This window comes from Ruegeria sp. AG6 (genome assembly GCF_056541565.1).
Genome location: NZ_JBQFYQ010000001.1, coordinates 235,001 through 259,827, shown reverse-complemented (window position 1 = coordinate 259,827; position 24,827 = coordinate 235,001). Strand labels below are relative to the sequence as shown.

Annotated in this window: 32 protein-coding genes and 1 tRNA gene; 18 read left to right on the top strand and 15 right to left on the bottom strand. The window is 58.8% G+C overall.

Features of this window, described 5'->3' with window-relative positions:
• Positions 1 to 109: 109 nt before the first annotated feature.
• The 5 genes from ACR0I0_RS01295 to nthA form a co-directional block, all read right to left on the bottom strand.
• Positions 110 to 346: a DUF2842 domain-containing protein gene (locus tag ACR0I0_RS01295; RefSeq protein WP_480489871.1), complete on the bottom strand. Its 237-nt coding sequence runs from the start codon at positions 344 to 346 to the stop codon at positions 110 to 112.
• Positions 346 to 1,641 carry an adenylosuccinate synthase gene (locus ACR0I0_RS01290; RefSeq protein WP_480489869.1) on the bottom strand — a complete coding sequence of 432 codons (1,296 nt, stop codon included), beginning with the start codon at positions 1,639 to 1,641 and terminating at the stop codon, positions 346 to 348. Before ACR0I0_RS01290 ends, ACR0I0_RS01295 begins: the two co-directional genes overlap by 1 nt.
• Positions 1,642 to 1,865: 224 nt before the next feature.
• Entirely contained in the window at positions 1,866 to 2,195 is a 330-nt protein-coding gene (locus tag ACR0I0_RS01285; protein ID WP_171723507.1) for a nitrile hydratase accessory protein, read from the bottom strand.
• A complete protein-coding gene (gene nthB, locus ACR0I0_RS01280; RefSeq protein WP_171723508.1) occupies positions 2,192 to 2,869 on the bottom strand; it encodes a nitrile hydratase subunit beta in 678 nt (225 codons plus the stop codon). The genes ACR0I0_RS01285 and nthB overlap by 4 nt, the downstream gene beginning before the upstream one ends.
• Complete coding sequence (gene nthA, locus ACR0I0_RS01275; protein ID WP_480489866.1) at positions 2,866 to 3,480, bottom strand: nitrile hydratase subunit alpha; 615 nt, start codon at positions 3,478 to 3,480, stop codon at positions 2,866 to 2,868. The genes nthB and nthA overlap by 4 nt, the downstream gene beginning before the upstream one ends.
• A gap of 151 nt (positions 3,481 to 3,631) precedes the next feature.
• On the opposite strand from nthA, the gene secG reads away from it, so the two are divergent.
• The 12 genes from secG (at position 3,632) to ACR0I0_RS01215 (ending at position 12,876) form a co-directional block, all read left to right on the top strand.
• Positions 3,632 to 3,997 (top strand): preprotein translocase subunit SecG, encoded by a 366-nt coding sequence (gene secG / locus ACR0I0_RS01270; RefSeq protein ID WP_171723509.1) that lies wholly within the window; start codon positions 3,632 to 3,634, stop codon positions 3,995 to 3,997.
• Between the two features lie 160 nt (positions 3,998 to 4,157).
• Positions 4,158 to 5,801 carry a CTP synthase gene (locus tag ACR0I0_RS01265; RefSeq protein ID WP_209833466.1) on the top strand — a complete coding sequence of 548 codons (1,644 nt, stop codon included), beginning with the start codon at positions 4,158 to 4,160 and terminating at the stop codon, positions 5,799 to 5,801.
• Positions 5,802 to 5,923: 122 nt separating this feature from the next.
• Positions 5,924 to 6,406, top strand: a complete 483-nt coding sequence (locus ACR0I0_RS01260) for a bacterioferritin (RefSeq protein WP_152457573.1) — start codon at positions 5,924 to 5,926, stop codon at positions 6,404 to 6,406.
• Between the two features lie 168 nt (positions 6,407 to 6,574).
• The gene (locus ACR0I0_RS01255) at positions 6,575 to 7,351 is read left to right on the top strand and encodes an isocitrate lyase/PEP mutase family protein (protein WP_209833468.1); all 777 of its coding nucleotides are present in this window, start codon (positions 6,575 to 6,577) and stop codon (positions 7,349 to 7,351) included.
• 75 nt (positions 7,352 to 7,426) lie between these two features.
• On the top strand, positions 7,427 to 7,720 hold the full coding sequence (locus ACR0I0_RS01250) for a DUF1330 domain-containing protein (protein ID WP_209833731.1): 294 nt from the start codon (positions 7,427 to 7,429) through the stop codon (positions 7,718 to 7,720).
• 42 nt (positions 7,721 to 7,762) lie between these two features.
• Positions 7,763 to 8,212 carry a tellurite resistance TerB family protein gene (locus ACR0I0_RS01245; protein ID WP_152457570.1) on the top strand — a complete coding sequence of 150 codons (450 nt, stop codon included), beginning with the start codon at positions 7,763 to 7,765 and terminating at the stop codon, positions 8,210 to 8,212.
• A 20-nt stretch (positions 8,213 to 8,232) separates the two neighbouring features.
• Positions 8,233 to 8,670, top strand: coding sequence for a tellurite resistance TerB family protein (locus tag ACR0I0_RS01240; protein WP_152457569.1), 438 nt, complete (start codon positions 8,233 to 8,235; stop codon positions 8,668 to 8,670).
• Between the two features lie 5 nt (positions 8,671 to 8,675).
• Entirely contained in the window at positions 8,676 to 9,434 is a 759-nt protein-coding gene (locus tag ACR0I0_RS01235) for a phosphate/phosphite/phosphonate ABC transporter substrate-binding protein (protein WP_480490744.1), read from the top strand.
• Positions 9,435 to 9,543: 109 nt separating this feature from the next.
• Positions 9,544 to 10,320, top strand: coding sequence for an ABC transporter ATP-binding protein (locus tag ACR0I0_RS01230; protein WP_171633399.1), 777 nt, complete (start codon positions 9,544 to 9,546; stop codon positions 10,318 to 10,320).
• Between the two features lie 33 nt (positions 10,321 to 10,353).
• Positions 10,354 to 11,103 carry a transporter substrate-binding domain-containing protein gene (locus ACR0I0_RS01225; protein WP_171723514.1) on the top strand — a complete coding sequence of 250 codons (750 nt, stop codon included), beginning with the start codon at positions 10,354 to 10,356 and terminating at the stop codon, positions 11,101 to 11,103.
• A gap of 82 nt (positions 11,104 to 11,185) precedes the next feature.
• Entirely contained in the window at positions 11,186 to 12,073 is an 888-nt protein-coding gene (locus ACR0I0_RS01220; RefSeq protein ID WP_171170555.1) for an ABC transporter permease, read from the top strand.
• A complete protein-coding gene (locus tag ACR0I0_RS01215) occupies positions 12,070 to 12,876 on the top strand; it encodes an ABC transporter permease (protein ID WP_152457564.1) in 807 nt (268 codons plus the stop codon). The genes ACR0I0_RS01220 and ACR0I0_RS01215 overlap by 4 nt, the downstream gene beginning before the upstream one ends.
• A gap of 94 nt (positions 12,877 to 12,970) precedes the next feature.
• Here the strand turns inward: ACR0I0_RS01215 and ACR0I0_RS01210 are convergent.
• Positions 12,971 to 13,047 (bottom strand) — tRNA-His (locus ACR0I0_RS01210).
• A 47-nt stretch (positions 13,048 to 13,094) separates the two neighbouring features.
• Positions 13,095 to 13,577: a GNAT family N-acetyltransferase gene (locus tag ACR0I0_RS01205; protein ID WP_171633403.1), complete on the bottom strand. Its 483-nt coding sequence runs from the start codon at positions 13,575 to 13,577 to the stop codon at positions 13,095 to 13,097.
• Positions 13,578 to 13,654: 77 nt separating this feature from the next.
• Here ACR0I0_RS01205 and ACR0I0_RS01200 point away from each other — a divergent pair, with 77 nt between their 5' ends.
• Positions 13,655 to 13,843, top strand: coding sequence for a DUF6324 family protein (locus tag ACR0I0_RS01200; RefSeq protein WP_152457562.1), 189 nt, complete (start codon positions 13,655 to 13,657; stop codon positions 13,841 to 13,843).
• A 2-nt stretch (positions 13,844 to 13,845) separates the two neighbouring features.
• Here the strand turns inward: ACR0I0_RS01200 and ACR0I0_RS01195 are convergent, their stop codons facing one another.
• Positions 13,846 to 14,277: an MmcB family DNA repair protein gene (locus ACR0I0_RS01195; RefSeq protein ID WP_152457561.1), complete on the bottom strand. Its 432-nt coding sequence runs from the start codon at positions 14,275 to 14,277 to the stop codon at positions 13,846 to 13,848.
• Positions 14,278 to 14,391: 114 nt separating this feature from the next.
• Between ACR0I0_RS01195 and ACR0I0_RS01190 the strand changes: the two genes are divergently transcribed.
• Both ACR0I0_RS01190 and ACR0I0_RS01185 read left to right on the top strand, forming a co-directional pair.
• Positions 14,392 to 14,715, top strand: coding sequence for an ArsR/SmtB family transcription factor (locus ACR0I0_RS01190; RefSeq protein ID WP_480489861.1), 324 nt, complete (start codon positions 14,392 to 14,394; stop codon positions 14,713 to 14,715).
• A complete protein-coding gene (locus ACR0I0_RS01185; protein ID WP_210092160.1) occupies positions 14,708 to 15,133 on the top strand; it encodes an SRPBCC family protein in 426 nt (141 codons plus the stop codon). Before ACR0I0_RS01190 ends, ACR0I0_RS01185 begins: the two co-directional genes overlap by 8 nt.
• A 214-nt stretch (positions 15,134 to 15,347) precedes the next feature.
• On the opposite strand, the gene ACR0I0_RS01180 is transcribed toward ACR0I0_RS01185, so the two are convergent.
• The 5 genes from ACR0I0_RS01180 to ACR0I0_RS01160 form a co-directional block, all read right to left on the bottom strand.
• Complete coding sequence (locus ACR0I0_RS01180; RefSeq protein WP_480489859.1) at positions 15,348 to 15,653, bottom strand: hypothetical protein; 306 nt, start codon at positions 15,651 to 15,653, stop codon at positions 15,348 to 15,350.
• Between the two features lie 59 nt (positions 15,654 to 15,712).
• Positions 15,713 to 16,195, bottom strand: a complete 483-nt coding sequence (gene nusB, locus ACR0I0_RS01175; protein ID WP_171119535.1) for a transcription antitermination factor NusB — start codon at positions 16,193 to 16,195, stop codon at positions 15,713 to 15,715.
• Entirely contained in the window at positions 16,192 to 16,743 is a 552-nt protein-coding gene (locus ACR0I0_RS01170) for a 6,7-dimethyl-8-ribityllumazine synthase (RefSeq protein ID WP_480489857.1), read from the bottom strand. Before ACR0I0_RS01170 ends, nusB begins: the two co-directional genes overlap by 4 nt.
• A 2-nt stretch (positions 16,744 to 16,745) precedes the next feature.
• Complete coding sequence (gene ribB / locus ACR0I0_RS01165) at positions 16,746 to 17,867, bottom strand: 3,4-dihydroxy-2-butanone-4-phosphate synthase (RefSeq protein ID WP_171119533.1); 1,122 nt, start codon at positions 17,865 to 17,867, stop codon at positions 16,746 to 16,748.
• Positions 17,868 to 17,966: 99 nt separating this feature from the next.
• Positions 17,967 to 18,554 (bottom strand): riboflavin synthase, encoded by a 588-nt coding sequence (locus ACR0I0_RS01160; RefSeq protein ID WP_171723521.1) that lies wholly within the window; start codon positions 18,552 to 18,554, stop codon positions 17,967 to 17,969.
• A 153-nt stretch (positions 18,555 to 18,707) separates the two neighbouring features.
• Here ACR0I0_RS01160 and ACR0I0_RS01155 point away from each other — a divergent pair, with 153 nt between their 5' ends.
• From ACR0I0_RS01155 to ACR0I0_RS01145, 3 genes are all read left to right on the top strand, one after another.
• Positions 18,708 to 19,997, top strand: a complete 1,290-nt coding sequence (locus ACR0I0_RS01155; RefSeq protein ID WP_480489854.1) for a capsule biosynthesis protein — start codon at positions 18,708 to 18,710, stop codon at positions 19,995 to 19,997.
• Between the two features lie 80 nt (positions 19,998 to 20,077).
• Entirely contained in the window at positions 20,078 to 21,211 is a 1,134-nt protein-coding gene (locus ACR0I0_RS01150; protein WP_348539510.1) for a polysaccharide biosynthesis/export family protein, read from the top strand.
• A gap of 3 nt (positions 21,212 to 21,214) precedes the next feature.
• Positions 21,215 to 23,215, top strand: coding sequence for a capsular polysaccharide biosynthesis protein (locus tag ACR0I0_RS01145; protein WP_480489852.1), 2,001 nt, complete (start codon positions 21,215 to 21,217; stop codon positions 23,213 to 23,215).
• 2 nt (positions 23,216 to 23,217) lie between these two features.
• Here ACR0I0_RS01145 and ribD read toward each other — a convergent pair whose 3' ends face one another.
• Together ribD and nrdR are read right to left on the bottom strand one after the other, a co-directional pair.
• A complete protein-coding gene (gene ribD, locus ACR0I0_RS01140; protein ID WP_480489850.1) occupies positions 23,218 to 24,318 on the bottom strand; it encodes a bifunctional diaminohydroxyphosphoribosylaminopyrimidine deaminase/5-amino-6-(5-phosphoribosylamino)uracil reductase RibD in 1,101 nt (366 codons plus the stop codon).
• Positions 24,315 to 24,785 carry a transcriptional regulator NrdR gene (gene nrdR, locus ACR0I0_RS01135; protein ID WP_117869416.1) on the bottom strand — a complete coding sequence of 157 codons (471 nt, stop codon included), beginning with the start codon at positions 24,783 to 24,785 and terminating at the stop codon, positions 24,315 to 24,317. The genes ribD and nrdR overlap by 4 nt, the downstream gene beginning before the upstream one ends.
• Between the last annotated feature and the right edge of the window lie 42 nt (positions 24,786 to 24,827).

The following is a 24,827-nucleotide window of genomic DNA, read 5'->3' as shown; positions in this document are numbered from 1 at the left end:
CCTTTTGCTATGGCGCGTCCAGAGACAAACGCCCGTTAGTCAAACACGACTCGACGTTGCCCATTGTACCGGGCCCGACCTGCCGCCTTGGTCCGAGCAATGGCCCGGCTCAGGATTGATCCGGGTCCTCTTTGCCAACGCCGCGAAAAACGAACTTGAACGGCAGGGCCCAAAGAATGCCCAGAACGATATAGACCAGAAGTTCCACCCATATTTTGGGGCGCTCCAGCCAGTTCAGAACCGTCACCACCGCCACAATATAAAGTGGCAGGCCGATCACAAGTATAACCAACGACCAGCGCCGGCGCGCCTTGTAGCTCAGACCTTTTTTCTGCTCTTTGTTCATCAATCAGCAAACGGGTCGGTCACCAGAATGGTGTCGTCCCGCTCCGGGCTGGTGGACAAAAGGGCCACAGGGCATTCGATCAGCTCTTCGACCCGGCGCACATACTTGATTGCGTTGGCAGGCAATTCGGCCCAGCTGCGCGCGCCTTCGGTGGATTCGCTCCAGCCCGGCATTTCTTCGTAAATCGGGGTGCAGCGCGCCTGCTGGTCAGCCGCTGTCGGAAGATAGTCCAAGCGTTCACCGTCCAGCTCATAGCCTGTGCAGATCTTCAGGGTTTCGAACCCGTCCAGAACGTCCAGTTTTGTCAGAGAAATACCGTTCACGCCACTGGTCGCACAGGTCTGACGGACAAGGCACGCATCGAACCAGCCACAGCGGCGCTTGCGACCTGTTGTTGTTCCAAACTCATGTCCGCGTTCCCCAAGGCGCTGACCATCCGCATCCTCAAGTTCTGTCGGGAATGGGCCTTCGCCGACTCGGGTGGTGTAGGCTTTTACAATCCCCAGAACAAAGTCGATCGAGCCCGGTCCTATCCCCACACCTGTCGCAGCTTGTCCTGCGATCACGTTGGACGAGGTCACGAATGGATAGGTGCCGAAATCAATGTCCAGCAGCGCGCCTTGCGCCCCTTCGAACAGGATGCGTTTTCCGGCTTTGCGCTTTTCGTTCAAAACTTTCCACACAGGCGCGGCAAAAGGCAGGATGCTCTGCGCGATCTCTTTCAATTGGGCAATCAGCGCGTCGCGGTCGACCGGTTCGATTCCCAGACCTTTGCGCAGCGGGTCATGGTGCTGCAAAGCACGGTCCACCCGAGCCTCGAGCGTGGCTTCATCCGCCAGATCCGCGACACGAACAGAACGACGCCCGACCTTGTCTTCATAGGCCGGTCCAATCCCACGACCTGTTGTGCCGATCTTGGTCCCCTTACTGGCCGCCTCTTCACGAGCGCGATCCAATTCACCGTGGATCGGCAGGATCAACGGGGTGTTCTCGGCAATCATCAGCGTATCGGGGGTGATCTCTACACCTTGTGCCTGGATGGTCGCGATTTCCTTGACCAGATGCCAAGGGTCCAACACCACGCCGTTGCCGATGACGCTCAGCTTACCGCCGCGCACGACACCGGACGGCAGAGCGTGCAGCTTGTAAACTTCGCCATCAATCACCAGCGTATGTCCGGCATTATGCCCGCCCTGAAAACGCGCGATCACGTCCGCCCGTTCGCTGAGCCAGTCGACGATCTTGCCTTTTCCTTCGTCACCCCACTGGGCGCCGACAACAACCACGTTGGCCATATCCGGTCCTTTTGCGCTGAGTTATCAAACCCGGCTCATATAGCTGGGCGGAAACGGCAGGGAAACCGATATTTCGCCGCAGATGAAAATCGCGCGAACACGCGATGCCTCCGGCGGGGATATTTATGGCCAGATGAAAAGCGGATCCCCTGCTTCATCTGGCTGAAAATATCCCGGGGGAGCCGCACGGAACGGGCGGCGGGGGCAGAGCCCCCTGCCCGGCATCAACGCAGATGCACCGGTTGCCCATGAGGTGTCGTCAGATAAGCCTTTTCCCAAGATTTATGTAGCCCTTTCACCTCCTGCGGCGACGAGACGCCCTGCTCGGCCAGCAACCCTTCGAGCGTTTCCAGCCATGCACGGAAATAGTCGTCGCCGCCGTCCAGCTCTCGCGCGAGCCCGTGGCGCTTCAACGTGTCCGAGAACCGGGCCGCCCAATCCGCCCATTCGAACCGCCCGGCCTCGTTCAGGGCAACGGTGACGGCAAAGACCTGAGCGTGCCAGGGTTCGGCAAACACCGGTTCTGGGGCTGAATGTTCGTTGCAGCCGCTCATGCCGGTTCCAGATAGCTTTGCCAGAGATCCAGTACCACTTCGTCATCCGGATGCTCCGGGCTGGTCCAAAGTTCCGATGCGGGGAAGACCACGGCATAGATCGGTTCAGGCGCTTCGCCCAGCCCATGAGCATTGGAATCGGGCAGGACATGGGTTCCGTGCAGGCGCAGTATTCGCCCCCTGGCACCGGACGCATAATTCGGCAGGCGTGTGTGCCCGCCATCCACAATGCGATTTCCCGCCGGACGGGTCGTGACCACCTGTTGACCGACAGAAAACTGCACCGCCACGTTCGAAGATCTGTCCGCCGGTCCACCTTTGGCCAGAGCGGCTGACACGGCGTCCGCCTTGAGCATCCGTTCTGCCAACGGATGCGGCCCATCCTCTCCGCCGCTGCGCAGGTCATCCAGAGAAAGAACGCCGTGTTCTACCAACAGGTCAGCCAGGCCCGAAATCCATTTCTCGTAATATGAAAACCGGGTATAGTCCTTTGGCGACAACCGTTCCCTTGCGTGGCGGGATACGTCGATATTCCACTGCCCCAGAAAGCCGGATGCAAGTGTCACTGCCAGCGCCCGTGCGTGCCAGTCTTCGGCAAAAACCGGCGCGTCCTCGGCCTCGGGATTTATCGGACCATCTCCAAAGCGGCCGCCCATATCGTGAACGCGGGTCATGAAGGGGCCTTCGGCAAACCCGTGCCGATCATGCTGTCACGTGTCACAAGTGCGGAAAGCGCCTCCTCGCTCATCCCATCAGTTCCATCGGGACGCATCGGCAGAACGAGATAGCGAACCTCGGCGGTCGAATCCCACACCCGCACCGAAGAGTCTTCAGGCAGGGTGAGGCCGAATTCGGCCAGTACCTTGCGGGGTTCACGCACCGCTCGGGCACGGTAGGCATCAGATTTGTACCAGCCCGGCGGGATACCCAGCAACGGCCAAGGATAGCAGCTGCACAAGGTGCAGACGACCATGTTGTGTCGGGTTGGCGTGTTCTCGACAACAACCATGTGTTCGCCCTGGCGTCCATAGTAACCAAGATCCGCGACCATCGAGGTGGCGTCTTCCAGCAGAGCGGCCTTGAAAGCTGGGTCGCTCCAGGCTTTGGCAACCACCCGCGCGCCGTTCTGCGGGCCAATCCTGTTCTGATAGGTGTCTATGATTTCGTCCAGAGCCGCCGGGTCGATCAAGCCCTTGCGGGTCAGAATCGTTTCCAGCGCTTTGATGCGAAGCGCGGGTTCGGGCGGCAAAAGGGCGTGCGGGTGGTCGTGGTCGTCATGAGGCATGGGCCGCAGCCTGCGTCACGCATCGGCGTTCTGTCCAGTCCCTTTGACGTGATATGACATATCACGTGCAGTGATGCGAACTCCTCACTTGCCCCCGCTGGCAAACTTGCATAGATACCACGCGATACACGCCACGCTGTACAGGAACACCATGGAAAACGTCGTTCTCATCATCCACCTTCTTTTGGCCCTAGGCTTGATTGCCGTTGTTCTGATGCAGCGGTCCGAAGGCGGTGGCCTTGGCATGGGTGGCGGTGGTGGCGGAGCCATGACAGGCCGTGCAGCAGCGACCGCTTTGGGCAAACTGACCTGGATCCTTGCCGCTTGCTTCATCGTGACCTCGATCACGCTGACCATTCTGGCGGCGCAGAAATCTTCGGGCAGCTCGGTGATCGACCGTTTGGGCGTGCCGGCTCCGGCTTCAAACGAAGAAAATACTCCGGCAATTCCGTCGGCGGATGACCTTCTGCCGCCTGCACAGGGCGACAACGCGCCGCTGATCCCGCAGGCCGACTGACCTACAAAACCTAGAAACATGGAAGAGGACTGCAACAGCATCTTGCGGTTCTCTTGCGCTTTTGGCGCGAATCCTTTATACGTGAAGTCCCGTGATGCAGCGGTTTTTCGAAACCGTCGGGCAGCTGATTTTGACGTCTCACGGGAGCAGCCGAAAAACTATGGCGCGATTTATTTTCATCACTGGTGGTGTGGTTTCGTCCTTGGGCAAAGGACTGGCTTCGGCGGCGTTGGGCGCGCTTTTGCAAGCCCGGGGATATTCGGTGCGGCTGCGCAAGCTGGACCCCTATCTGAACGTCGATCCCGGCACGATGTCGCCGTTTGAACATGGCGAAGTGTTCGTCACCGATGACGGGGCCGAAACCGATCTGGACCTGGGCCATTACGAACGATTCACCGGCGTGGCCGCGCGCAAGACCGACTCGGTCAGTTCGGGGCGGATCTATTCCAACGTGCTCGAAAAGGAACGCCGCGGGGACTATCTGGGTAAGACCATTCAGGTGATCCCGCACGTCACCAACGAGATCAAGGATTTCATCGCCATCGGCGAGGATGAGGTTGATTTCATGCTGTGCGAAATCGGTGGCACCGTGGGCGATATTGAGGGCCTACCGTTTTTCGAGGCGATCCGCCAGTTCAGTCAGGACAAGCCGCGCGGGCAGTGCATCTTCATGCACCTGACGCTGCTGCCTTATATCAAGGCCTCGGGCGAGCTGAAAACCAAACCGACTCAGCACTCGGTGAAGGAACTGCGCTCGATCGGTCTGGCGCCGGATATTCTGGTCTGTCGCTCTGAAGGTCCGATCCCGACCAAGGAGCGCGAGAAACTGGCGCTGTTCTGTAACGTGCGCCCCGACAGCGTGATCGCAGCGCAGGACCTGAGCACCATCTATGACGCGCCGCTGGCCTATCACCGCGAAGGTCTGGATCAGGCCGTTCTGGACGCGTTCCAGATCAGCCCAGCGCCCAAACCCGATCTGGCAAAATGGGAAGACGTCAGCGACCGCATCCACAACGCCGAGGGCGAAGTGAAGGTCGCCATCGTAGGCAAGTATACGCAGCTTGAAGACGCCTATAAATCGATTGCCGAGGCGCTGACCCATGGCGGCATGGCCAACCGGGTCAAGGTCAAGGTCGAATGGGTTGACGCCGAGGTGTTCGACAACGAAGACGTCGCCCCCCATCTTGAGGGTTTCCACGCCATCCTCGTCCCCGGAGGCTTTGGCGAACGCGGCACAGAGGGCAAAATCAAGGCCGCGCAATATGCGCGCGAGCACAAAGTCCCCTATCTGGGCATCTGCCTTGGGATGCAGATGGCCGTGATCGAGGCCGCCCGAAATGCGGCTGGCATCAAGGAAGCTGGTTCGGAAGAATTCGACCACGAAGCCGGGAAGAAACGTTTTGAACCTGTCGTGTACCATCTGAAGGAATGGGTGCAGGGCAATCACAAGGTCGAACGCAAGGTCGGTGACGACAAGGGCGGCACCATGCGCCTGGGCGCTTACAATGCGGTGCTGGCAGAAGGATCGAAAGTCGCTGAAGTTTATGGCGGCACACAGATCGAAGAGCGCCACCGTCACCGCTATGAAGTGGACATCAAGTACCGTGAGCAGCTTGAAAAGGCCGGGCTCAACTTCTCGGGCATGTCGCCGGACGGACGCCTGCCAGAAATCGTAGAATGGTCAGATCACCCATGGTTCATCGGCGTGCAGTACCACCCGGAACTGAAGTCCAAACCGTTCGACCCGCATCCCCTGTTCCGCGATTTCGTGCGCGCTGCGAAAGACACTTCTCGCCTGGTCTGACCCTGGGCTGTGTCGGACTGTCACCCCGCGTTGTTTTGTGCGGGCTGATCTCTTAACTGTATGTGCAAGCAGAATTTCTGCTTCGCAGGCTCTATGCCGTTCAGAGTTTCAGGAGATTTCCGATGAGCAACGCAACAACGATTACCAACCTCCAGCAAGCGCTTCATATGGAGCTGACGGCAGCGCACCAGTACCAGCTGCATGCCCATGTGCTGGAGGACTGGGGGCTGGACATCCTTGCCGAAAAAATGCGCGCTGAAATGCAGGAAGAATTGGGTCACTCCGACGCGTTCATCGAGCGTATCCTGTTCCTTGGCGGCGTGCCCGAGCTTGCGTTTCAGAAAAGTCCAGTCGCAGCGGGGTCTCTGGAAGACATGTTTGCCGCGGACCTGAAGGATGAAACCGAGGCAGTCGACTTCTATACCAAGGCCGCGTTGCAGGCCGCCGAGGTCGGCGATGTCGGGTCAAGGACCCTGTTCGAACGCATCTTGCTGGAAGAAGAAGGCCACAAGGACTGGCTGGACACTCAGCTGAACCTGTTGAAGCGTTTGGGTGAGGCCAACTTCAGCGCAAAATTTGTATCCGGCGCGGCAGAAGAAGCCTGAGGCACGCACCGCCGCTTGTCCATGCACCAGCATGGCCCGGACCATCTTGCCATGGACCGGGCCGTGCAGTTTCCGTCACTTCAATGTGACGCTGCCGAGCAAAAAAACCTCTACTCGGTCTGCCCTCATGGGGTTAACTGTTGATCACACCACGACAGGAGAGCCTCGATGAGCGATCAATCCCAACGCGCGAAGACCTTTGCCAGCCTTCACAAAAAGGGCGACCCCGTCATTCTGTTCAACATCTGGGATGCCGGCAGTGCCGGCGCGGTGCGGGATGCTGGCGCGCAAGCCATTGCCACAGGCAGCGCACCTGTCGCCATGGCACAGGGTTTTGGCGACGGTCAGAACATCCCGCTTGAGACCGCATTGGACAATGCGCGCCGCATCGTTGCAGCGGTTGATCTTCCGGTGACACTGGATTTCGAAGGGGCATATGCCGAAGATCCACAGGGCATTGCGCAAAACGTCAAGCGTGCGCTGGATTGCGGCGTGGTTGGTTTCAACTTCGAAGATCAGATCATCGGCGGCGACGGGCTGTACGATACAGCGGTTCAGGCCAAACGTATCGAAGCCATGCGCGCGGCCTGCGAAGACGTGGGCATACCTGCCTATGTCAACGCAAGAACTGACATTTTCCTGAAGGCCCCGGCAGAAACACATGATGAGGCCATGCTGAACGACGCCATTGCCCGTGCTTCGGCCTATGAGGCAGCGGGTGCCAGCGGTTTTTTTGCTCCGGGGCTGAAAGACGAGGCGATGATCGGCCATCTGTGCGAGCGTACCAACCTGCCAGTCAACATCATCGCCCTGCCCGGCACCCCCGGCACTCTCCGCCTGGCTGAACTTGGGGTGGCGCGCGTCAGCTATGGCCCGGTTCCTTATCGTCAGATGATCAAGTGGTTAACAGATCAGGCACACGCCGCTATTCACTACCGCGACTGATCACCCTGAAGTTGTGGGATTGCAATTGCCGCCACTTCTCATCACCCTGCTTTTGAAACCGAACAGGAGGCAAGCCTGATGAAAGGCTATTGGGTTGCACATGTCGATGTGGACGACATGGACACGTACAAGACCTACATTGCTGCAAATGCGGAGCCCTTTAAAGCTTATGGTGCGCGCTTTCTGACACGCGGAGGAAAGCGCGAAGTGAAGGAAGGCGCAGCGCGCGCCCGGACCGTTGTGATCGAATTTCCCAGCTATGAGGATGCGCTTGCCTGTTACGAAAGCGAAGCATACCAGAAAGCCAAAGCACTGCGCGCCCCGGTATCGATGGGCGATCTTGTGATCATTCAGGGCTATGACGGGTAGACTACGCTTGGCGCACCACAAAATATGGAATAATCTTTTACCATGTTGAAAAAGTTCCTTCAGGCGCTCAGACCGCCCCAGCATGAACATCTTCCGGACCCGGATGCCGAACTTGCTCTGGGCGCGCTCATGGTGCGCGTGGCGCAGGCTGATCGGGACTACAAGCTGGAAGAGATCCGCCTGATCGACAAAATCCTGGCCCGTCTTTACCAGCATAACGCAATCGAAGCAGCCAAGGTGCGCGCCACTTGCGAAAAGCTTCATGCGGCCGCGCCGGATACCGATACCTTCGGCAAGCTGATCCGCGAGACCACGGATCTGAAGGAACGCCTGGCCGCTCTGGATGCGCTGTGGGAAGTTGTCCTGGCAGATGGAAACACCGACGAAGGCGAGGTGAAAATCGTCGAGGAAGCCCGCGTTGCCATGGGGTTAAGCTTTAACGACAGCAAGGCTGCGCGTGAACGCGTTCAAAGCCGCTTGGATGTGAGTTAGACGCTCGCTATATCTAACGCATGTTCAGTGAGTTTCTTTCCAGGCTTACGCAGCCTCAGCCCGATCCTCTTGTCGACGATGATGCCCGCCTGGCCCTTACGGCCCTGCTGGTGCGTCTGGCGCGGTCCGACAATGACTATTCCGATACCGAAATGGCCCGTATCGACCGAATTTCGGCGCAACGCTATGGCCTGTCCCCGTTCGAATGCGCCGCCCTGCGTGCCCGCGCCGAAGATCTTGAGGCCGAGGCCCCGGACACCGTCCGCTTTACCCGAGCCATCAAAGAGGCGGTTGCCTATGAAGATCGGCTTGCGGTCGTTCAGGCGCTGTGGTCCGTGGCATTGGCCGATGGGCACCGCACCAGCGAGGAAGATTCGCTGCTGCGTCTGGTGGTCAGTCTTCTGGGCGTAAGTGACGTGGATTCCGCTTTGGCACGGCAAAAGGCTGCAAAATCGTGATTGCCATGCTGGGCATGTATGACATGCCTGCCCTGCAAGCCGCCAATGACAGGTTCTGGAACCTGATTCGTGCCCAACTTGGATCAGGTCCCGAACACCTTAACCGCGACAAAGACGTGTGGGCGGTCTGGCAGGACCCAAACCTGATTCTGGCACAAACCTGCGGCATGCCGTTTCGAACCCGATTGCATGGTCACGTGCAACTGGTTGGCACTCCGGACTACGACCTGCCTGGATGTCCCCCCGGATACTATTGCTCGGTCTTTGTGGCACGGAATGACGACGACCGGGATCTGGCGGGGCTGAGCACAGGGGTTTTCGCGTATAATGAGGGCTTGTCCCAATCCGGCTGGGCAGCCCCGATCACACATATGATCCAGGCAAACCTGCACCCCGCCGGACTGTTGGAAACCGGCGGGCATGCGCTGTCTGCCCAAGCCGTCGCAGGTGGCAAAGCGGACTTTGCCGCGCTGGACATGTTGACGTGGCTGATGCTGCAACAACATAGCAATTTGGGAACCAAACTGCGCGAACTGGCAACAACGACTCCGACTCCGACCCTTCCCTACATCACATCGATGAGTCAGAATCCGCAGGTCATTGCAGGCGCTGTTCGGGCCGCAATTGACCAGCTTTGCGACGACGACCAACGATTTCTGCATATACGCGGGTTGATCGATATTCCCGCGGCGCACTACCTGGCGGTCCCCACTCCGCCTTCTCCCAAAGATAGCGGATCAGCGACTGCCCAATTTGACGACTGATTTTGGCCAATTTGGATGTTTCTCCGCTTGATTCTGTCATTTGCGCATTGCATTGACCTTTTTTTTCGGTCCTAGTACCGCACCAACACCACCAACCACTGGACTGCCCGTGACAGAAACTGCCCCCGTCATCGAAATCAAAGACCTTCACAAAAGCTTCGGAAATCTAGAGGTGTTGAAGGGGGTCGATATCACGGCACATCGCGGTGACGTGGTATCACTGATTGGGTCGTCTGGGTCCGGCAAATCGACGCTTTTGCGGTGCTGCAACCTTTTGGAGGACAGCCAGCAAGGAGAAATCCTTTTCAAGGGTGAGCCTGTCAAATGGTCCGGGGAAAAGCACGGGCGCCGCCCCGCCGACTCCAAACAGGTTCTGCGCATACGCACCAACCTGTCGATGGTGTTTCAACAGTTCAATCTTTGGGCTCATATGACCATCCTGCAAAATGTGATGGAGGCCCCAGTGACCGTTCTGGGGCGCGACAGGGCCGAGGTTGAAGACAGCGCGCGCAAGTATCTGGACAAAGTTGGCATCGGCGACAAATGCGACGCCTATCCGGCGCAATTGTCAGGGGGGCAGCAACAACGCGCCGCCATCGCCCGCGGCCTGTGCATGGAACCCGAAGCCCTGCTGTTTGATGAACCGACTTCGGCTTTGGACCCTGAACTGGAACAGGAAGTGATAAAGGTGATCAAGGACCTGGCCGCCGAAGGGCGCACCATGATCATCGTAACGCATGACATGAAAATGGCCGCCGACATTTCAAGCCACGTGGTGTTCCTGCACCAGGGCCTGATCGAGGAAGAAGGCACGCCGGAAGATATCTTCACATCTCCTGAATCCGAACGGCTTCGGGGTTTTCTCTCCGCCACTCAGGCGGCTTAACTTCAAAAACAGAACCAAACTGGGGAGCAACCAATGAAAAATCTGATTCTGTCCACTGCCGCACTGGCCCTGACCGCCGGTATCGCCATGGCCGACACGGTCCGCATGGGGACCGAGGGCGCCTACCCTCCGTACAACTTCATCAATGATGCGGGCGAAATCGACGGCTTCGAGCGTGAAGTCGGCGACGAACTGTGCAAGCGCGCAAATCTGGAATGTGAATGGGTCAAGAACGACTGGGATTCGATCATTCCGAACCTGGTCTCGGGCAACTACGACACCATCATCGCAGGCATGTCGATCACCGACGAACGTGACGAAGTCATCGACTTCACCCAGAACTACTTCCCGCCTGCGGCTTCGGCCTATGTCGGTGCGTCCGAGGATGTTGATGTCTCCACCGGCGTCGTTGCCGCACAGACCGCCACCATTCAGGCAGGCCACGTAGCCGAGTCGGGCGCGACACTGGTCGAGTTTGCAACTCCGGAAGAAACCATCGCAGCCGTGCGCAACGGTGAAGCCGATGCCGTGTTTGCCGACAAGGACTTCCTGGTGCCGATCGTCGAGGAATCCGCCGGAGAGCTGGTCTTTGTGGGTGATGACGTGCCGCTGGGCGGTGGCATCGGGCTGGGCATCCGTGAATCGGATGGCGAACTGCGTGGAAAGTTCGATGAGGCGATCACATCGATGAAAGCGGACGGTTCGTTGAATGAACTGATCATCAAGTGGTTCGGCGAAGGCGTTCCGACCTACAACGCTGACGGTTCGGTCGTTACAAACTAATCCGTATCAAGCGGTTCGGCGCGTCCATCGCGCCGAACCCTGCCCGGTGGAATAACCGGGTATGACGTTCGAAAGACGCTTCATGTTTTCCTATTGCGCTGACCCTGACACGCTCGGAACATTCCGCTGGTTCTCCTGCTACCTGACCAACGGCGTGCACTGGTCCTTCTACCTGTCGTTCCTCAAGGTGTTGGGATTGCTGGCGGTGACCGCGCCGGTCGCATTGGCGTTTGGTTTTGTTGGCGCAATGGCCGCCCGATCACATTTCCCGCCCCTGAGCTGGCTGGGCAAAGGGTATATTGCCATCGTGCGCGGTGTCCCGGACATCGCTTTCTTCCTGTTTTTCGTGATAGCGTTGGATCAGGCGTTCGAATGGACGCGGCACAAGATATTGTGCCCCGAATGGACCGACCCGATCCGGCAGGGAAATGACTTTATCGTCTGTCAGGCGGCCAAGCTGCCATTGGGGACTGCACCGGAATGGGTGCATGAAACCTATGGCTTCTTCCTGGCCGTCGTTACCTTCTCGATTGTTTTCGGGGCGTTTGCGGCAAACGTTCTGTTTGGTGGAATGCGCGCCGTGCCCCACGCGCAGCTTGAAACCGCCGAAGCATATGGCATGTCCCGTCGTCAGACCTTCTGGCGCATCCTTGTGCCGCAGATGTGGGTTTATGCCCTGCCCGGCCTGTCAAATCTTTGGATGGTTCTCATCAAGGCTACTCCGCTGCTGTTCCTGCTGGGGATCGAAGACATCGTTTATTGGGCCCGCGAACTTGGCGGCACCAAGACGTCCAAGTTCACCCAGTATCCGCATGGCGACTGGCGCATGTGGTACTTCCTGTTCCTGCTTGTCTTCTACCTCGGCATGACGCGCGTGTCTGAACTTGGGCTTGAAAAGCTGATGCGGAAACTGTCCCACGGGCAGGCCACGTCCGGCGGCGAGCTTCTGCGCAAGGAGACCACGGCATGAGCTGCTTGCAGACGATTCAAGATTACGGCCTTCGGTCCCTGGGTATCGGCGAGCGGCTACTGCCCAAAAGTGACTTCACCCTGTGCGAACAGTTCACGCTGATCGGGTCGGGGATGATCTGGAATGTCTATTTCGGGATCATGGCGCTGGCGACCGGCTTCTTTCTGGCCACGGCCCTGGCCGTCGGCAAGGCGTCAGCAAACAAATGGCTTCGCAAGCCTTCGGAATGGTTCATTTTCCTGTTTCGCGGCTCGCCCTTGTTTATCCAGTTTTTCTTCGCTTATTTCCTGTTCCTGTCGCTGAAGAAATCCAACCCGATGTTCGACGCCTTCACCTCGGCCTGGCTGGGGGCGCTGATCGTGCTGTTCCTCAACACTGCCGCCTATTCAGGCGAGATCTTTTACGGAGCGCTAAGGTCCATTCCCAAGGGCGATATCGAAGCCGCCGATGCCTATGGCATGTCAGGCTGGGCCCGTTTTCGCCGGATCGTCTGGCCCACCATGTTGCGGCTTGCCTGGCCTGCCTACACAAACGAAGCAATCTTTCTTTTCCACGCGACAACGCTGGTCTTCTTTTCAGCCTTCCCGGCCTGGCAGCAACGCGGAGACGCCCTGTATTACGCCAGTTACTTTGCGGACAAGACGTTCAACCCGTTCATCCCATACCCGATACTGGCGTTCTATTTCATCCTGCTGACGCTGGTAATCGTCGGGGGCTTTGGCCTGATCAACAAACGCCTGAACCGGCACCTACCGGTCGCAAAACGGGCCAAGATGCGGTTCAAACTGAACCTGGCGCGCTGAGTTTCGGCGCGCCAGTCACGTCTGGACACCAAACCAAATCAACGCCAATCACCGCGCGCCCACACGTTTTTTAGCACATTCAAAAGGGGAGAAGTGGTACCGCCTCCCTGGCTTGAACAGGGGACCTCTGGATCCACAATCCAGCGCTCTAACCAACTGAGCTAAGGCGGCACTCGTGAGGGGCGATGTACCGAACACGCCCGCGGAATGCAAGAGGATTAAAGCCGAAATTTCCAGCTTTGTTCGACAAGGTCGACACCGAAGGAATGCACCGCTTTGCTGTCTGTCAATTCCCAGCCGGACGCCTTGTAAAGTGCGCAGGCGGCGGTATGGCTTTCGTGCGTCCACAGAACCATTTCTTTGTATCCCGCCCCGCGTGCGAAGGCAGTGCATGCTTGCAGCAGGCGCTTTCCCAGCCCCAGCCCTCGTGCTTTCGGAACAAGCAGAAACAGCCGCAACTTGGCGGTATTCCGGTCAACAGCAACGCAGAAAATACTGCCCAGACGCTGCCCGTCCTGCTCGGCGATCCAGCCTCTTTCAAGCTCGGGGTCACTGTTGGCCATGAAGTCGTCAAGGATGCTGGCCACCAGGGGCGCAAAGCTGTCATCAAACCCTTCGTCGCGCGCATAAAGCAGACCGTGCTGTTCAACCAGCCACGCGGCGTCATCGGGGTGAAAGGGTCTGAGAACGGCGTCTTTCATATCTTATCTGACCGCAAAGGTGACTTGATTCTCAACCCCGTGCGCGCTAGCAGGAACGCTCAGTCTCGGAGGCACAGATGGGCATCAATACCGAACGCGACATTCAGGCAAACCTGCAAATCGGTCCGACCGATCAGGGTATGGTCCGCCTGTTCATCGAAGCTGACGGCATCGAAATACCGATGGATTTTGACCCGGAAGAAGCAGAAGAAATCGCCGACGAAATTCGCGCTGCGGTACAAGCCGCCCTTGCGGTCAAAGGCTGACCTTACAGCCTGGGATCCCGAAGCGCGTGTAAACGGCGCGCGGCATCCGTTGCAAATTTCTGGATCATCTTCTTGCGCCGCGCCGGTGCGATTTTGTCCTCGGGCGCCATACGCACGATTTCCGCATCATAGGCATCGGCGATGATCAGGCCTGTTTCATCAGGCAACAGATCGGTCGGGAATTCTGTATCGACGGCCCAGAAGAATCGGTCACACCATTCCAAATAGCCCTGCCATTTCGAATCCGACTGATAATCGGCACGGCTGGATTTGCACTCAATCACCCACAACTCACCCTTTGGCCCCAGCCCCATCACGTCCACGCGCAACCCGCGCGCAGGCACAAATTCTTCTACGGAAACAAAGCCATGCGCCGCAAGATGCCGAGCGACGCCACGTGCCAGTCTCTGTCCAGGTTGCAGATCCAAAGTCATAGCCGAAAATGTGAACAATTAGCGAACAAAAGTAAAGCACCTTTGCGTCTTGACATAGTACCTTTTGGTATCGCACTAATATAGTACCAAACGGTACTATTCCTGAGGTTGCTTATGGAGAACCAAACTCAAAACGCGTTTCGCGCGCTGGCCGATCCCACACGCCGGAACATCGTGCGACTGCTCTCGTCACAGGACATGACGATCGGGCAGTTGACGGACCGGTTCGACATAACTCGGGCTGCGGTCAAAAAACACCTGACGATTCTGTCCGACGGTGGGTTGATCACAGTCGAAGCGCGCGGCCGGGAACGCATCAATCGACTTGAACCTAAGGGCATGGCCCCGGTGCTCGACTGGCTCAGCTATTTTGACCAGTTCTGGGACGACCGCCTCAACTCTCTCAAGGAAGCTATTGAAAGGAAACAAAATGACTGATGCCGTATTGAAGAAATCGATTTTCCTCAGGGCGGAACCGGAAACCGTTTGGGCCTATCTGACGGAGCCGGAGCATCTGGCGGAATGGTTCCACAAACCGGAAAGAACACTGGCAGAAGGTCAGAAGCTTGAGATGTTCGGCACGACAAGCGGCGACTTACTGATCTGGGGAGAGGTCCGTATCGCCCGCCCCCCCAAATATCTTGAACACACCTTTACCGTCAAACCGATGGGGGACGCTGTAAGCGTGGTCAAATGGACATTGGAACCGGTCTTGGGCGGCACACGTCTTGAGCTTGTGCACGAAGGATTACCGCAAGGCGTCGCAGCATTTGATCTGATCCTGGCTCTGGACAAAGGGTGGGATGAACATTTCGGCAAGTTGCGTGTATCATTGCACGAAACTGTTGACGCCTGACCTCTTGCGCGAACCCGTCAGACACCCTACTTAAGCGCGTGGCGGGTTCTGCCCTTCTTGTGACAGGTAGCATTCTGGTGGCCTTAAGCAATTCCGAGGGGGCTGGCTCTGTTCAGGTCCTGGCCTGATTACCCGGCGCCCACCTGTACATACAGGTCCTCGGGAATCAAACCGCACGGTTGACTGGTGGTCCCGCCGCACTTTCCCTGAAATATCAGCGCCCTGCGTGGGCTTCCTGTTTCACGGTTGCCGGCTCGAAGCTGTGTGCGATCGGTGTTCCCCGACGCGGCCCCTGCGGCTTTTCCGCCATGCTCATGATCTTGTACGCGAACTGAACGCCGGCAAAGACGATGCCGTTCATGAACCAGATCATCACCAACGCGATCAGGCCGATTTCCGACCCGGAGATCAGATGCCGAAGGTTCGCGACGTTCAGCGCCAAGAGCACCCCGACAAACACGGCCGAAATGACAAAACCCCAGGCGACTTGCGTGATATACAGGCGGATCAGTTTGGGCATGGCGAACCTCCTTGCGCTTCGACAACAATGCTAGCGCATGTCTGGTTCAGGTAAACGTGTCAGAACGCCTCGGGCTGCGCCTCGCGCGCCATGTGATCCAGCACGGCATTGACGAATTTGGGTTCTTTACCTTCTGGAAAAAAGGCACGTGCCACATCGACAAACTCGGTGATCACCACTTTGGGCGGTGTGCCGCTTTGGGTCAGTTCCGCACCCGCCGCGCGAAACAGCGCGCGCAGGGTCGGGTCGATGCGCGCGATCGGCCATTTCGCCACCAGCGCGCGGTCGGTCATCTGGTCGATCGGCGCCTGATAGTTCACCGCGTCATCCACCAGCTTGCGGAACAGCGTGCTGTCGCCCTCAAGCATCTCGTCGCCCTCGTAGACCGCGCCGAACCGGTGGTCCAGAAACTCGTTGACCACCTGTTCGGTCGTCTGGCCCGACTGCTCCATCTGGAACAGCGCCTGCACGGCATAAAGCCGCGCTGCGGATTTCATCAGGCGTTTCCGGTTTGCCGGTTTCGGCGTGTCTGTCTGGGTCATGTTGTCGTTGATCCGTTGCTGTCGCCCGCCACCAGGATGGACTCGGACGGCGGCTTGAATCCGACGCCCTTTTTCGAAGCGCCCCACTTACGGCTGAGCGCGATCAGATGCAAGGCCGCAGCGACCGCGCCACCCCCTTTATTCATCTTTTCCGGATCGGCGCGAACTTCGGCCTGCTCGTCATTCTCGACCGTCAGGATGCCGTTGCCGATGCACAGCCCCTGTAGGCCCAGCAGCTGGATCGCGCGGCTGGAGTCGTTGCAGACGGTTTCGTAATGCGTGGTCTCACCGCGGATGACACAGCCAAGCGCGACATAGCCGTCAAAGTTGCACTGTCGGTCGGCCATGGCGATGGCCGTGGGAATTTCCAGCGCGCCGGGCACTTCGACCACTTCGCAGGTGCCGCCAGCCGCTTCGATCTCGGCCGTGGCACCCGCAATCAGGTTGTCGGCGATCGAGCGGTAGAACGGAGCGGCCACGATCAGCAGTTTCACCGGCTTGTCGAAGCTGGGTGTCGGCAGAATTCCGTGTTTGTCTTGTTCAGCCATGTTCAGTCTTCCTTCAGAATCGAGCGGGTGCCGACGATTGACAGGCCAAACGCGTCCAGCCCAAGATACACCGTTTCAGGAGAGTCGGTCAGAAGCACCAGTTCCTGAATCCCCATCTTGGACAGAATCTGCGCCCCCAGACCGGTTTGCTTGATGGTGCGCGGGCCTTCATCCTCGACCGCATACAACGAGTTGCGCGGCTGGCGGAACAGGCAGACCACTCCGCGGCCCTCTTCGGCGATCTTTTCCATCGCGCGCGGCAACTCGCGGGATGATTTCGGACCAAGCCCCAGGATATCCGGCGCTTCATGCAGGGCGTGCGTGCGCGTCAGAACGGGCTCGGGCGTGGTGATGTCGCCTTTGATCATGACAACATGTTCAATGCCGTGGGTCTGATCGGTGAAAATCCGCATTTCCCACTCACCGCCGTATTCCGAGGTGACTGTTTGACGAGAAGTCTCGACAACCAGATTGTCATTGCGCGCCCGATAGCTGATCAGGTCGCTGATCGTGCCGATTTTCATGTTGTGCTTTTTGGCGAACTCGACCAGATCCGGTAGGCGCGCCATGGTTCCGTCTTCATTCATGATCTCGCAGATCACGCCTGACGGGTTCAGCCCGGCAAGACGCGAGATATCCACGGCGGCCTCAGTATGGCCTGCGCGCACCAGCACCCCGCCCCGCTTTGCCCGCAACGGGAAGACATGGCCCGGGGTGGCGATATGCGCCATCGTGTTCTGTTCGTTGATTGCGGTCGCCACGGTCAGCGCCCGGTCGGCGGCTGAAATCCCGGTGCTGACACCTTCGCGCGCCTCAATCGAAACCGTAAAGGCCGTCTCGTGGCGGGATGAGTTGTTCACGGCCATCATCGGCAGGCCCAGCGCATCTATACGTTCCGCCGTCATCGGCAAACAGATCAGGCCGCGCCCGTGGGTGGCCATGAAGTTGATCGCCTCGGCATCCGCAAACTCCGCCGGGATCACCAGATCGCCTTCGTTCTCGCGATCTTCGTGATCGACCAGAATGTACATCCGGCCGGCGCGCGCCTCTTCGATGATTTCTTCGATCGGGCTGATCGCGTCACGCAACTGGGCCTCGACTGGTCCGGGGGTTTCAAAGCTCATGGGGCAGCCTTTCACATGGCAGGTTTGCTCGGCGGAATAGACCACTGAGGGCGCAAAGACCAGTCCACAAACGGCGCTGGGGTTTTCCGACGCGACGTATCAGGACATCTCGGCCAGGCGCGCGACGTACCGGGCCAGTGTATCGATCTCAAGATTGACGCGATCGCCCACACCGACATCGCCCCATGTCGTGACTTCCTTGGTGTGAGGGATGAAATTGATGCCAAACTCGCAATCATTCACGTCATTGACCGTCAGCGATGTCCCGTTCAGCGCAACCGACCCTTTGGGCGCTATGAACCGCGCCAGTTCCTTCGGTGCACGCAAGGTGACACGTGTGCTGTCGCCTTCATCTTCGACCGCGACCACATCGGCCACGCCATCCACATGACCCGAAACGATGTGACCGCCCAGTTCATCACCGACTTTCAGCGCTCGCTCCAGATTGACACGTTTGCCGACGGCCCAGGTATCAAGATTGGTCTTCGAAACCGTCTCGGCGCTGATCTGAACATCATACCAATCGTCGCCCAGCGCGATCACCGTCAGGCACACACCATCACTGGCAATCGAGGCTCCGATATCGATACCGGCCGTGTCATAGGCCGTCTTGATCCGGGCGCGCAGATCCCCCTGCTGTTCCAGCTCGGTGACGGTGCCGATGTCGGTGACGATCCCTGTGAACATTCCGTTAACCCTCAGTTCATAACCTGTGCCTGCTTTTCACCGTCGAGGTAAGCCCAATGGGCCGCGCGGGCAAGCCCCGCCTTGCCGTACAAGGCCCAAACGGGCATAGTTTCGGCAACAAAACCAAAAAAAAGAGCAGTCCAGATGCCGCAAATGCCTTCAGGCTCAGACAAACGGGTCTTCCTGTTTCTTCAGGGACCTCACGGGCCGTTTTTCTCGACACTCGGGCAGATGTTGCGCGCCACGGGGGCACAGGTCTGGCGGGTTGGGTTCAATGCGGGCGATCAGGCGTTCTGGTTCGACAAGGCAAGTTTCATCGCATTCCGGAACACGCCCGGCGATTGGCCCGAGACATTGAACAGGTTGATTGCCGACAAAGGCATCACGGATATCGTTCTTTATGGCGACACGAGACCGGTCCACGCCCGCGCAGTTGAGATTGCGAAGTCTCAAGGGCTGACAGTTCACGTTTTCGAAGAAGGCTACCTGCGGCCCTGGTGGGTCACGTACGAGCGGGACGGGTCAAACGGGCATTCGCGCCTGATGTCACTGGATGTCGACCAGATGCGGCAGGCTCTGGCCCGGTCGGACAGCAAAACGCCCCCGCCACCGTCGCATTGGGGGGATATGCGGCAACACATATTCTACGGTGCCCTCTATCATTGGTTCGTCATGTTCCTGAACAAGAGATACCGCAATTTCCGGCCGCATCGTGATCTGTCGGTTTCACAGGAATTCCGGTTGTATTTCAAACGTCTGATGCTGATGCCTGTTCATCGCCTGCAACGCGGCATTGCCACGGCGCGCGTCAGATGGGGGGGCTTCCCCTATCACCTCGTGTTGCTGCAACTGGGGCATGACAGTTCGGTTCAGGCCCATTCCGAATTCTCCTGCATGTCCGATTTTCTGGAACTGGTCATCGCAGGATTCGCGCAAGGCGCACCGGCACATCACAGGCTGGTCGTGAAAGAGCACCCATTGGAAAACCACCGTGAACCATTGCACCTGCGCGCCATGGAGATTGCCAGGAAACACGGGGTGCAGAACCGTGTTCACTATGTCCCAGGCGGAAAACTGGCAGGTTTGCTGGATGAGGCAAATTCGGCCGTCACCGTGAATTCCACTGCGGGGCAGCAGGTCTTGTGGCGGGGTATTCCGCTGCGTATTTTCGGACGTTCGGTTTATGACAAGACCGACTTCGTATCACAGCAGTCGATCGCCGTATTTTTTGCTGAACCAGACGCGCCGGATGTCGACGCCTATCGCTGTTACCGGCAATTCCTGCTGGAAACCAGCCAGGTTCCGGGCGGGTTTTATTCCCGGCGCGGCAGGCGGCAGTTGCTACGCCGCGCCGTGGACATGATGCTCAGCAGCAGTGACCCTTATCAGGCCCTTCTGAACAAGAACGAGGCACCGACGCCACAGTTGAAAATCGTCGAGTAATTCGGTCGCCCTGTGACTGGAAGTTGTGCTGCTTACCGGCTAATCTTCCCGCAACAACAAAAGACTGAGGATATCCGGCAGTGCAATTCTCTCCTAAGCGATGGATGCGGGGGGTTTCCCTTGTGGCCGCAATCGGCTTGATGGCGGCCTGCCAACTTCCGAAATCCGGGCCGAACAAGACCGAAATTCTGGCGGGTGCAGTCCAGAATGGCGGCAACGCGTTTGTCGTCGAAGTCGATGACCGCGTGACACGCCTTACATCCGCCGTGCCTCAGTTTGGCTTTTCGTCCTCGTTCAGCAGCGCCCAGGCCTTGACCGCCGACACTGTCCGCCCCGGTGACGTGCTGGGCCTGACCATATGGGAAAACGTGGACGACGGGTTGCTGTCCGGCGAAACCGGTGCGGCGACCATTCTGGATGAAGTTCAGGTCGACAGCGATGGTTTCATTTTCGTCCCCTATGCGGGTCGGATTCGGGCCGCGGGCAACACGCCCGAACAGCTTCGCGTTTTGATCACGAACAAGCTGCGGGAACAGACACCCGACCCACAGATCGAAGTGCGGCGTGTTGCGGGTGACGGTTCCACCGTCTCGCTGACGGGTACAGTCGCAACCCCCGGCATCTATCCGATCGAACGCCCAACCCGTTCCTTGCTTGGCATGCTGTCCAAGGCGGGCGGGGTCTCAGTAGCGTCAGATATCGCGTTGGTGACGCTGATCCGGGGGGATCAAAAGGGCACCGTCTGGTACGAAGATCTGTTCCGCAACCCGAAACTGGACGTCGCTTTGCGTGGCGGCGACCGCATCTTGGTGGAAGAAGACAGCAGATCTTACATCGCTCTCGGCGCGACCGGGGGTCAGTCTCGCGTGGCCTTTGACAGTCAGGACCTTACCGCCTTGGAAGCTTTGGCTCAGGTCGGTGGTCTGCTAACACTGTCCTCTGATCCAACCGGCATTTTCATTCTGCGGAAAGAGCGTCAGGACATCGCGCGCAGCATCACGGGACGCGCCGACTTGAAGGGGGATCAACGCATGATCTACCTGCTGAACCTGACGGCCCCTAACGGCCTGTTCATCGCGCGGGATTTCGTGATCCGCGACGATGATACGATTTATGTGACCGAAGCACCCTATGCACAGTGGAGCAAATCGATCTCGCTGATCGCTGGTGGCCTGACCCCCATCGCAAACGTCGCCACGCTGACCGGCAACTGATGCATGGTAGCCGATCCGGACAGCGCAGCCGGGGCCGAGCGCACCCGGCTGTTCGTCTACAACGGCGGGTTTCTTACGCAAAAACGCCTGAGACGGATTCTGACGCTTGCCGGATATGACATTCGTCTGGGTCTTCCCAAGGATGGCGATTGCGTGGGCATTTGGGGCAACAGCCCGACCGCGTACCGGGGCCTGCGCATCGCCGAAAAACACCGCGCCCCGGTTCTGCGGGTCGAGGATGCCTTTCTCAGGTCTCTGCACCCGGGGCGCGCCGGTGAACCGCCCTTGGGTCTTTTGCTGGACCGTTCGGGCCCGCATTTCGATGCAGCCGCACCTTCGGACCTTGAGAAGCTGCTGAACACCGATCCCTTGGACGACACCGCGCTGCTGAACCGCGCACGTGCCGCGATGGAGCGGGTCAGGGAATTGCACCTCAGCAAGTATTCCGCGTTTGACCCCGATCTTGCCGCACCTGACCCCGGTTATGTACTGGTCATCGATCAGACGGTTGGCGATGCCGCCGTCTCGGCAAGCGGTGCCGATCGTGCCCGTTTTCTTGAAATGCTTGTGGTCGCGCAGGAGGAAAACCCAGGCGCGCGCATTCTGATCAAGACACATCCAGAAACGATGGCAGGTCATCGTCAGGGGCATTTCACCGATCAGGACCTGTCAGACCGGGTCACGTGGTTTGACAAGCCCATCAGCCCCTGGCCCCTGCTCGAGAGCGCCGTTGCGGTTTATACCGTTTCCTCGCAGTTGGGCTTTGAAGCAATCCTGGCCGGTCACAAACCGCGCGTTTTCGGTCAACCGTTCTATGCCGGGTGGGGCCTGACGCAGGATGAATTCCCAGTCCAGCGCCGTCAGCGCAACCTGACCCGCGCGCAACTGTTCGCGGCCGCGATGCTGCTTTACCCGACCTGGTACGACCCCTTTCGCGATCAGCTGTGCGAACTGGAAACGGTTCTGGACATTTTGGAGGCGCAGACCCGCGCATGGCGGCAGGACAGGCACGGTTGGACGGCCGCCGGTATGCGCCTGTGGAAACGCAGGCACATGCAGCAGATTTTCGGGCGGCATGGCACGTTGCGCTTTACGGCCACACAACCTGATGCCTCGGATCGCCCCCACATGGTCTGGGCCAGTCAGGCGCGCGACAGCGAAGGGGCCGTTCGTGTGGAAGACGGTTTTTTGCGTTCCCGCGGACTTGGGGCGGCGCTTGTTCCGCCCCTATCCCTGGTAACCGACGAAGTCGGTATCTACTATGACCCCACAAAGCCCAGCCAGTTGGAAAACCTGATCAGCGAGCGTGCAACTTTGCGCCCGGATCAGGAATTGCGCGTTGAACGGCTTATTGAGAGATTGCTGGCCGATGGTTTGAGCAAATACAACACGGGCCAATCCGCGCCGGTTCTGCCCCATGGGCACCGAATTCTGGTGCCCGGACAGGTTGAAAATGACGCCTCGATCCTGCTGGGCACCAACACGGTGCGCAGCAATCTGGACCTGCTGAACACGGCGCGCGAGGCCAACCCCGAAGCTATCCTGATCTACAAACCGCACCCTGATGTCGAAGCTGGGTTGCGGGATGGCCAGATAGACGCAGAGTCAATTGCGGACCTTGTCGTGACCCGAACTGACCCTGCCTCGCTGCTGACGCAGGTGGACGAGGTGTGGACGATGACATCGCTATTGGGGTTCGAGGCATTGTTGCGCGGGGTGAAGGTCACGACTCTGGGCGCGCCCTTCTATGCGGGATGGGGCCTGACCACCGATCTGGATACCGTCCCCGTCAGGCGAGGTGCACGGCCGTCGCTGATGGGCTTGGTACACGCCACCTTGATTGACTATCCACGCTATTTCGATCCGATCACCAGACAACCCTGCCCTGTCGAAGTGGCTGTTGAACGTTTGGCGCTGGGGTATTCGGCACCGTCCGGTCCGTTCAACCGGTTTCTGTCAAAGCTTCAGGGCGCGTTCGCAACGCACGCTCATCTTTGGCGTTGACGTTATTCCGACGCTCTGCGCCAACGATGTAATACATCCCCGCCGACCGCCTGCGTCTCGATCAATTCGAATTTGGGGGCGGCCTCCAGCGTTTCCAGACCTAGTGTCCCGACCGCGGCCAGGCCTTCGGCCCCGATGGTTAAGCCGGCAGTGAACCCGATCAGCTCGTCCACCAGATCTTCGGCCAACAGCGAGGCCCCAAGCGCGGCACCGCCTTCGCAGAAGACACTGGTCAAACCGGCCTGACCCAGTTGCTGAAGCAGATCCACCGCGTCGATATGGTGATCTTTCAACGCACAGGGGATCAGCTTTGCTCCCAATCCCTCCCACGCCTGTGCACGTTCGGCATCCGGGTGATGCGCATGGCAGAGCCAGACAGGTATCTTTGAGGCTGTGCGCGCCAGCTGCCCCATCAGAGAAATATCCATATGGCGGGACACCACGACGCGGACGGGTTGATGCTCAACGCCAAGATCCCGCACGGTCAGCGAGGGGTCGTCGGCGCGCGCCGTCCCTGCCCCGACCATCACCGCATCGTGACGTGCACGCATGGCATGGACCACACGACGTGCCTGCGGTCCGGTGATCCATTGGCTGTGCCCTGTCGAGGTTGCGATGCGCCCGTCAAAACTGCTGGCCATCTTCAGCGTCACAAAAGGCCGGCCTTGTTCAGTCTTGAGGAAAAAGCCTTCCAGATCCCGTTCTGCCTGTTCCGCAAGAACGCCAGTTACAACGTCAATTCCCGCCTCGCGCAACATGGCAAAACCCTGCCCGGCCACGCGCGGATCGCTGTCTTCGACAGCGGCCACAACACGGGATACTCCTGCCGCAATCAAGGCCTCGGCGCAGGGCGGCGTTTTGCCGTGATGGGCACAGGGTTCCAGCGTTACATAGGCGGTCGCACCACGCGCAACCTGCCCGGCCTGAGCCAAGGCTTCGGTCTCGGCATGAGGGCGGCCACCCGGCTGTGTCCAGCCCCGCCCGATGATCCGGTCATCACGAACGATGACACACCCCACAGCGGGGTTCGGCCAGCACATCCCCTGACCGCGCCGCCCCAAAGACAGGGCAAGCGCCATGAATCGCTTATCTGTTTCGTTCACTCGTCAGTCGAAGGCTGCGGCGGGCGCAGTTCGTGGACGAACTCCTCGAAATCATCGGCCGCCTGGAAATTCTTGTACACACTCGCAAAGCGAACATAGGCGACAGTGTCGATCCGCGCCAGAGCTTCCATAACGATCTCACCGATCTTGTTGGACGGGATATCCGTGTCGCCCATGCTTTCCAAACGGCGCACGATGCCCGAAATCATCTGATCGATCCGTTCGGGATCAACGGGGCGTTTCTGCATCGAGATGCGGATCGAACGCTCCAGCTTGTCGCGATCGAAATCTTCGCGTTTACCATTGGTCTTTATGACAACCAGATCACGCAGTTGCACACGTTCGTAGGTCGTAAACCGTCCGCCACAGGCCGGACAGAACCGGCGTCGGCGGATTGCCACGTGGTCCTCTGCCGGGCGTGAATCTTTCACCTGAGTGTCGATATTTCCGCAAAACGGGCAGCGCATCCGCCGTCTCCTCGTCCCATGTTCGGCCTCTTTTTGTAAGCG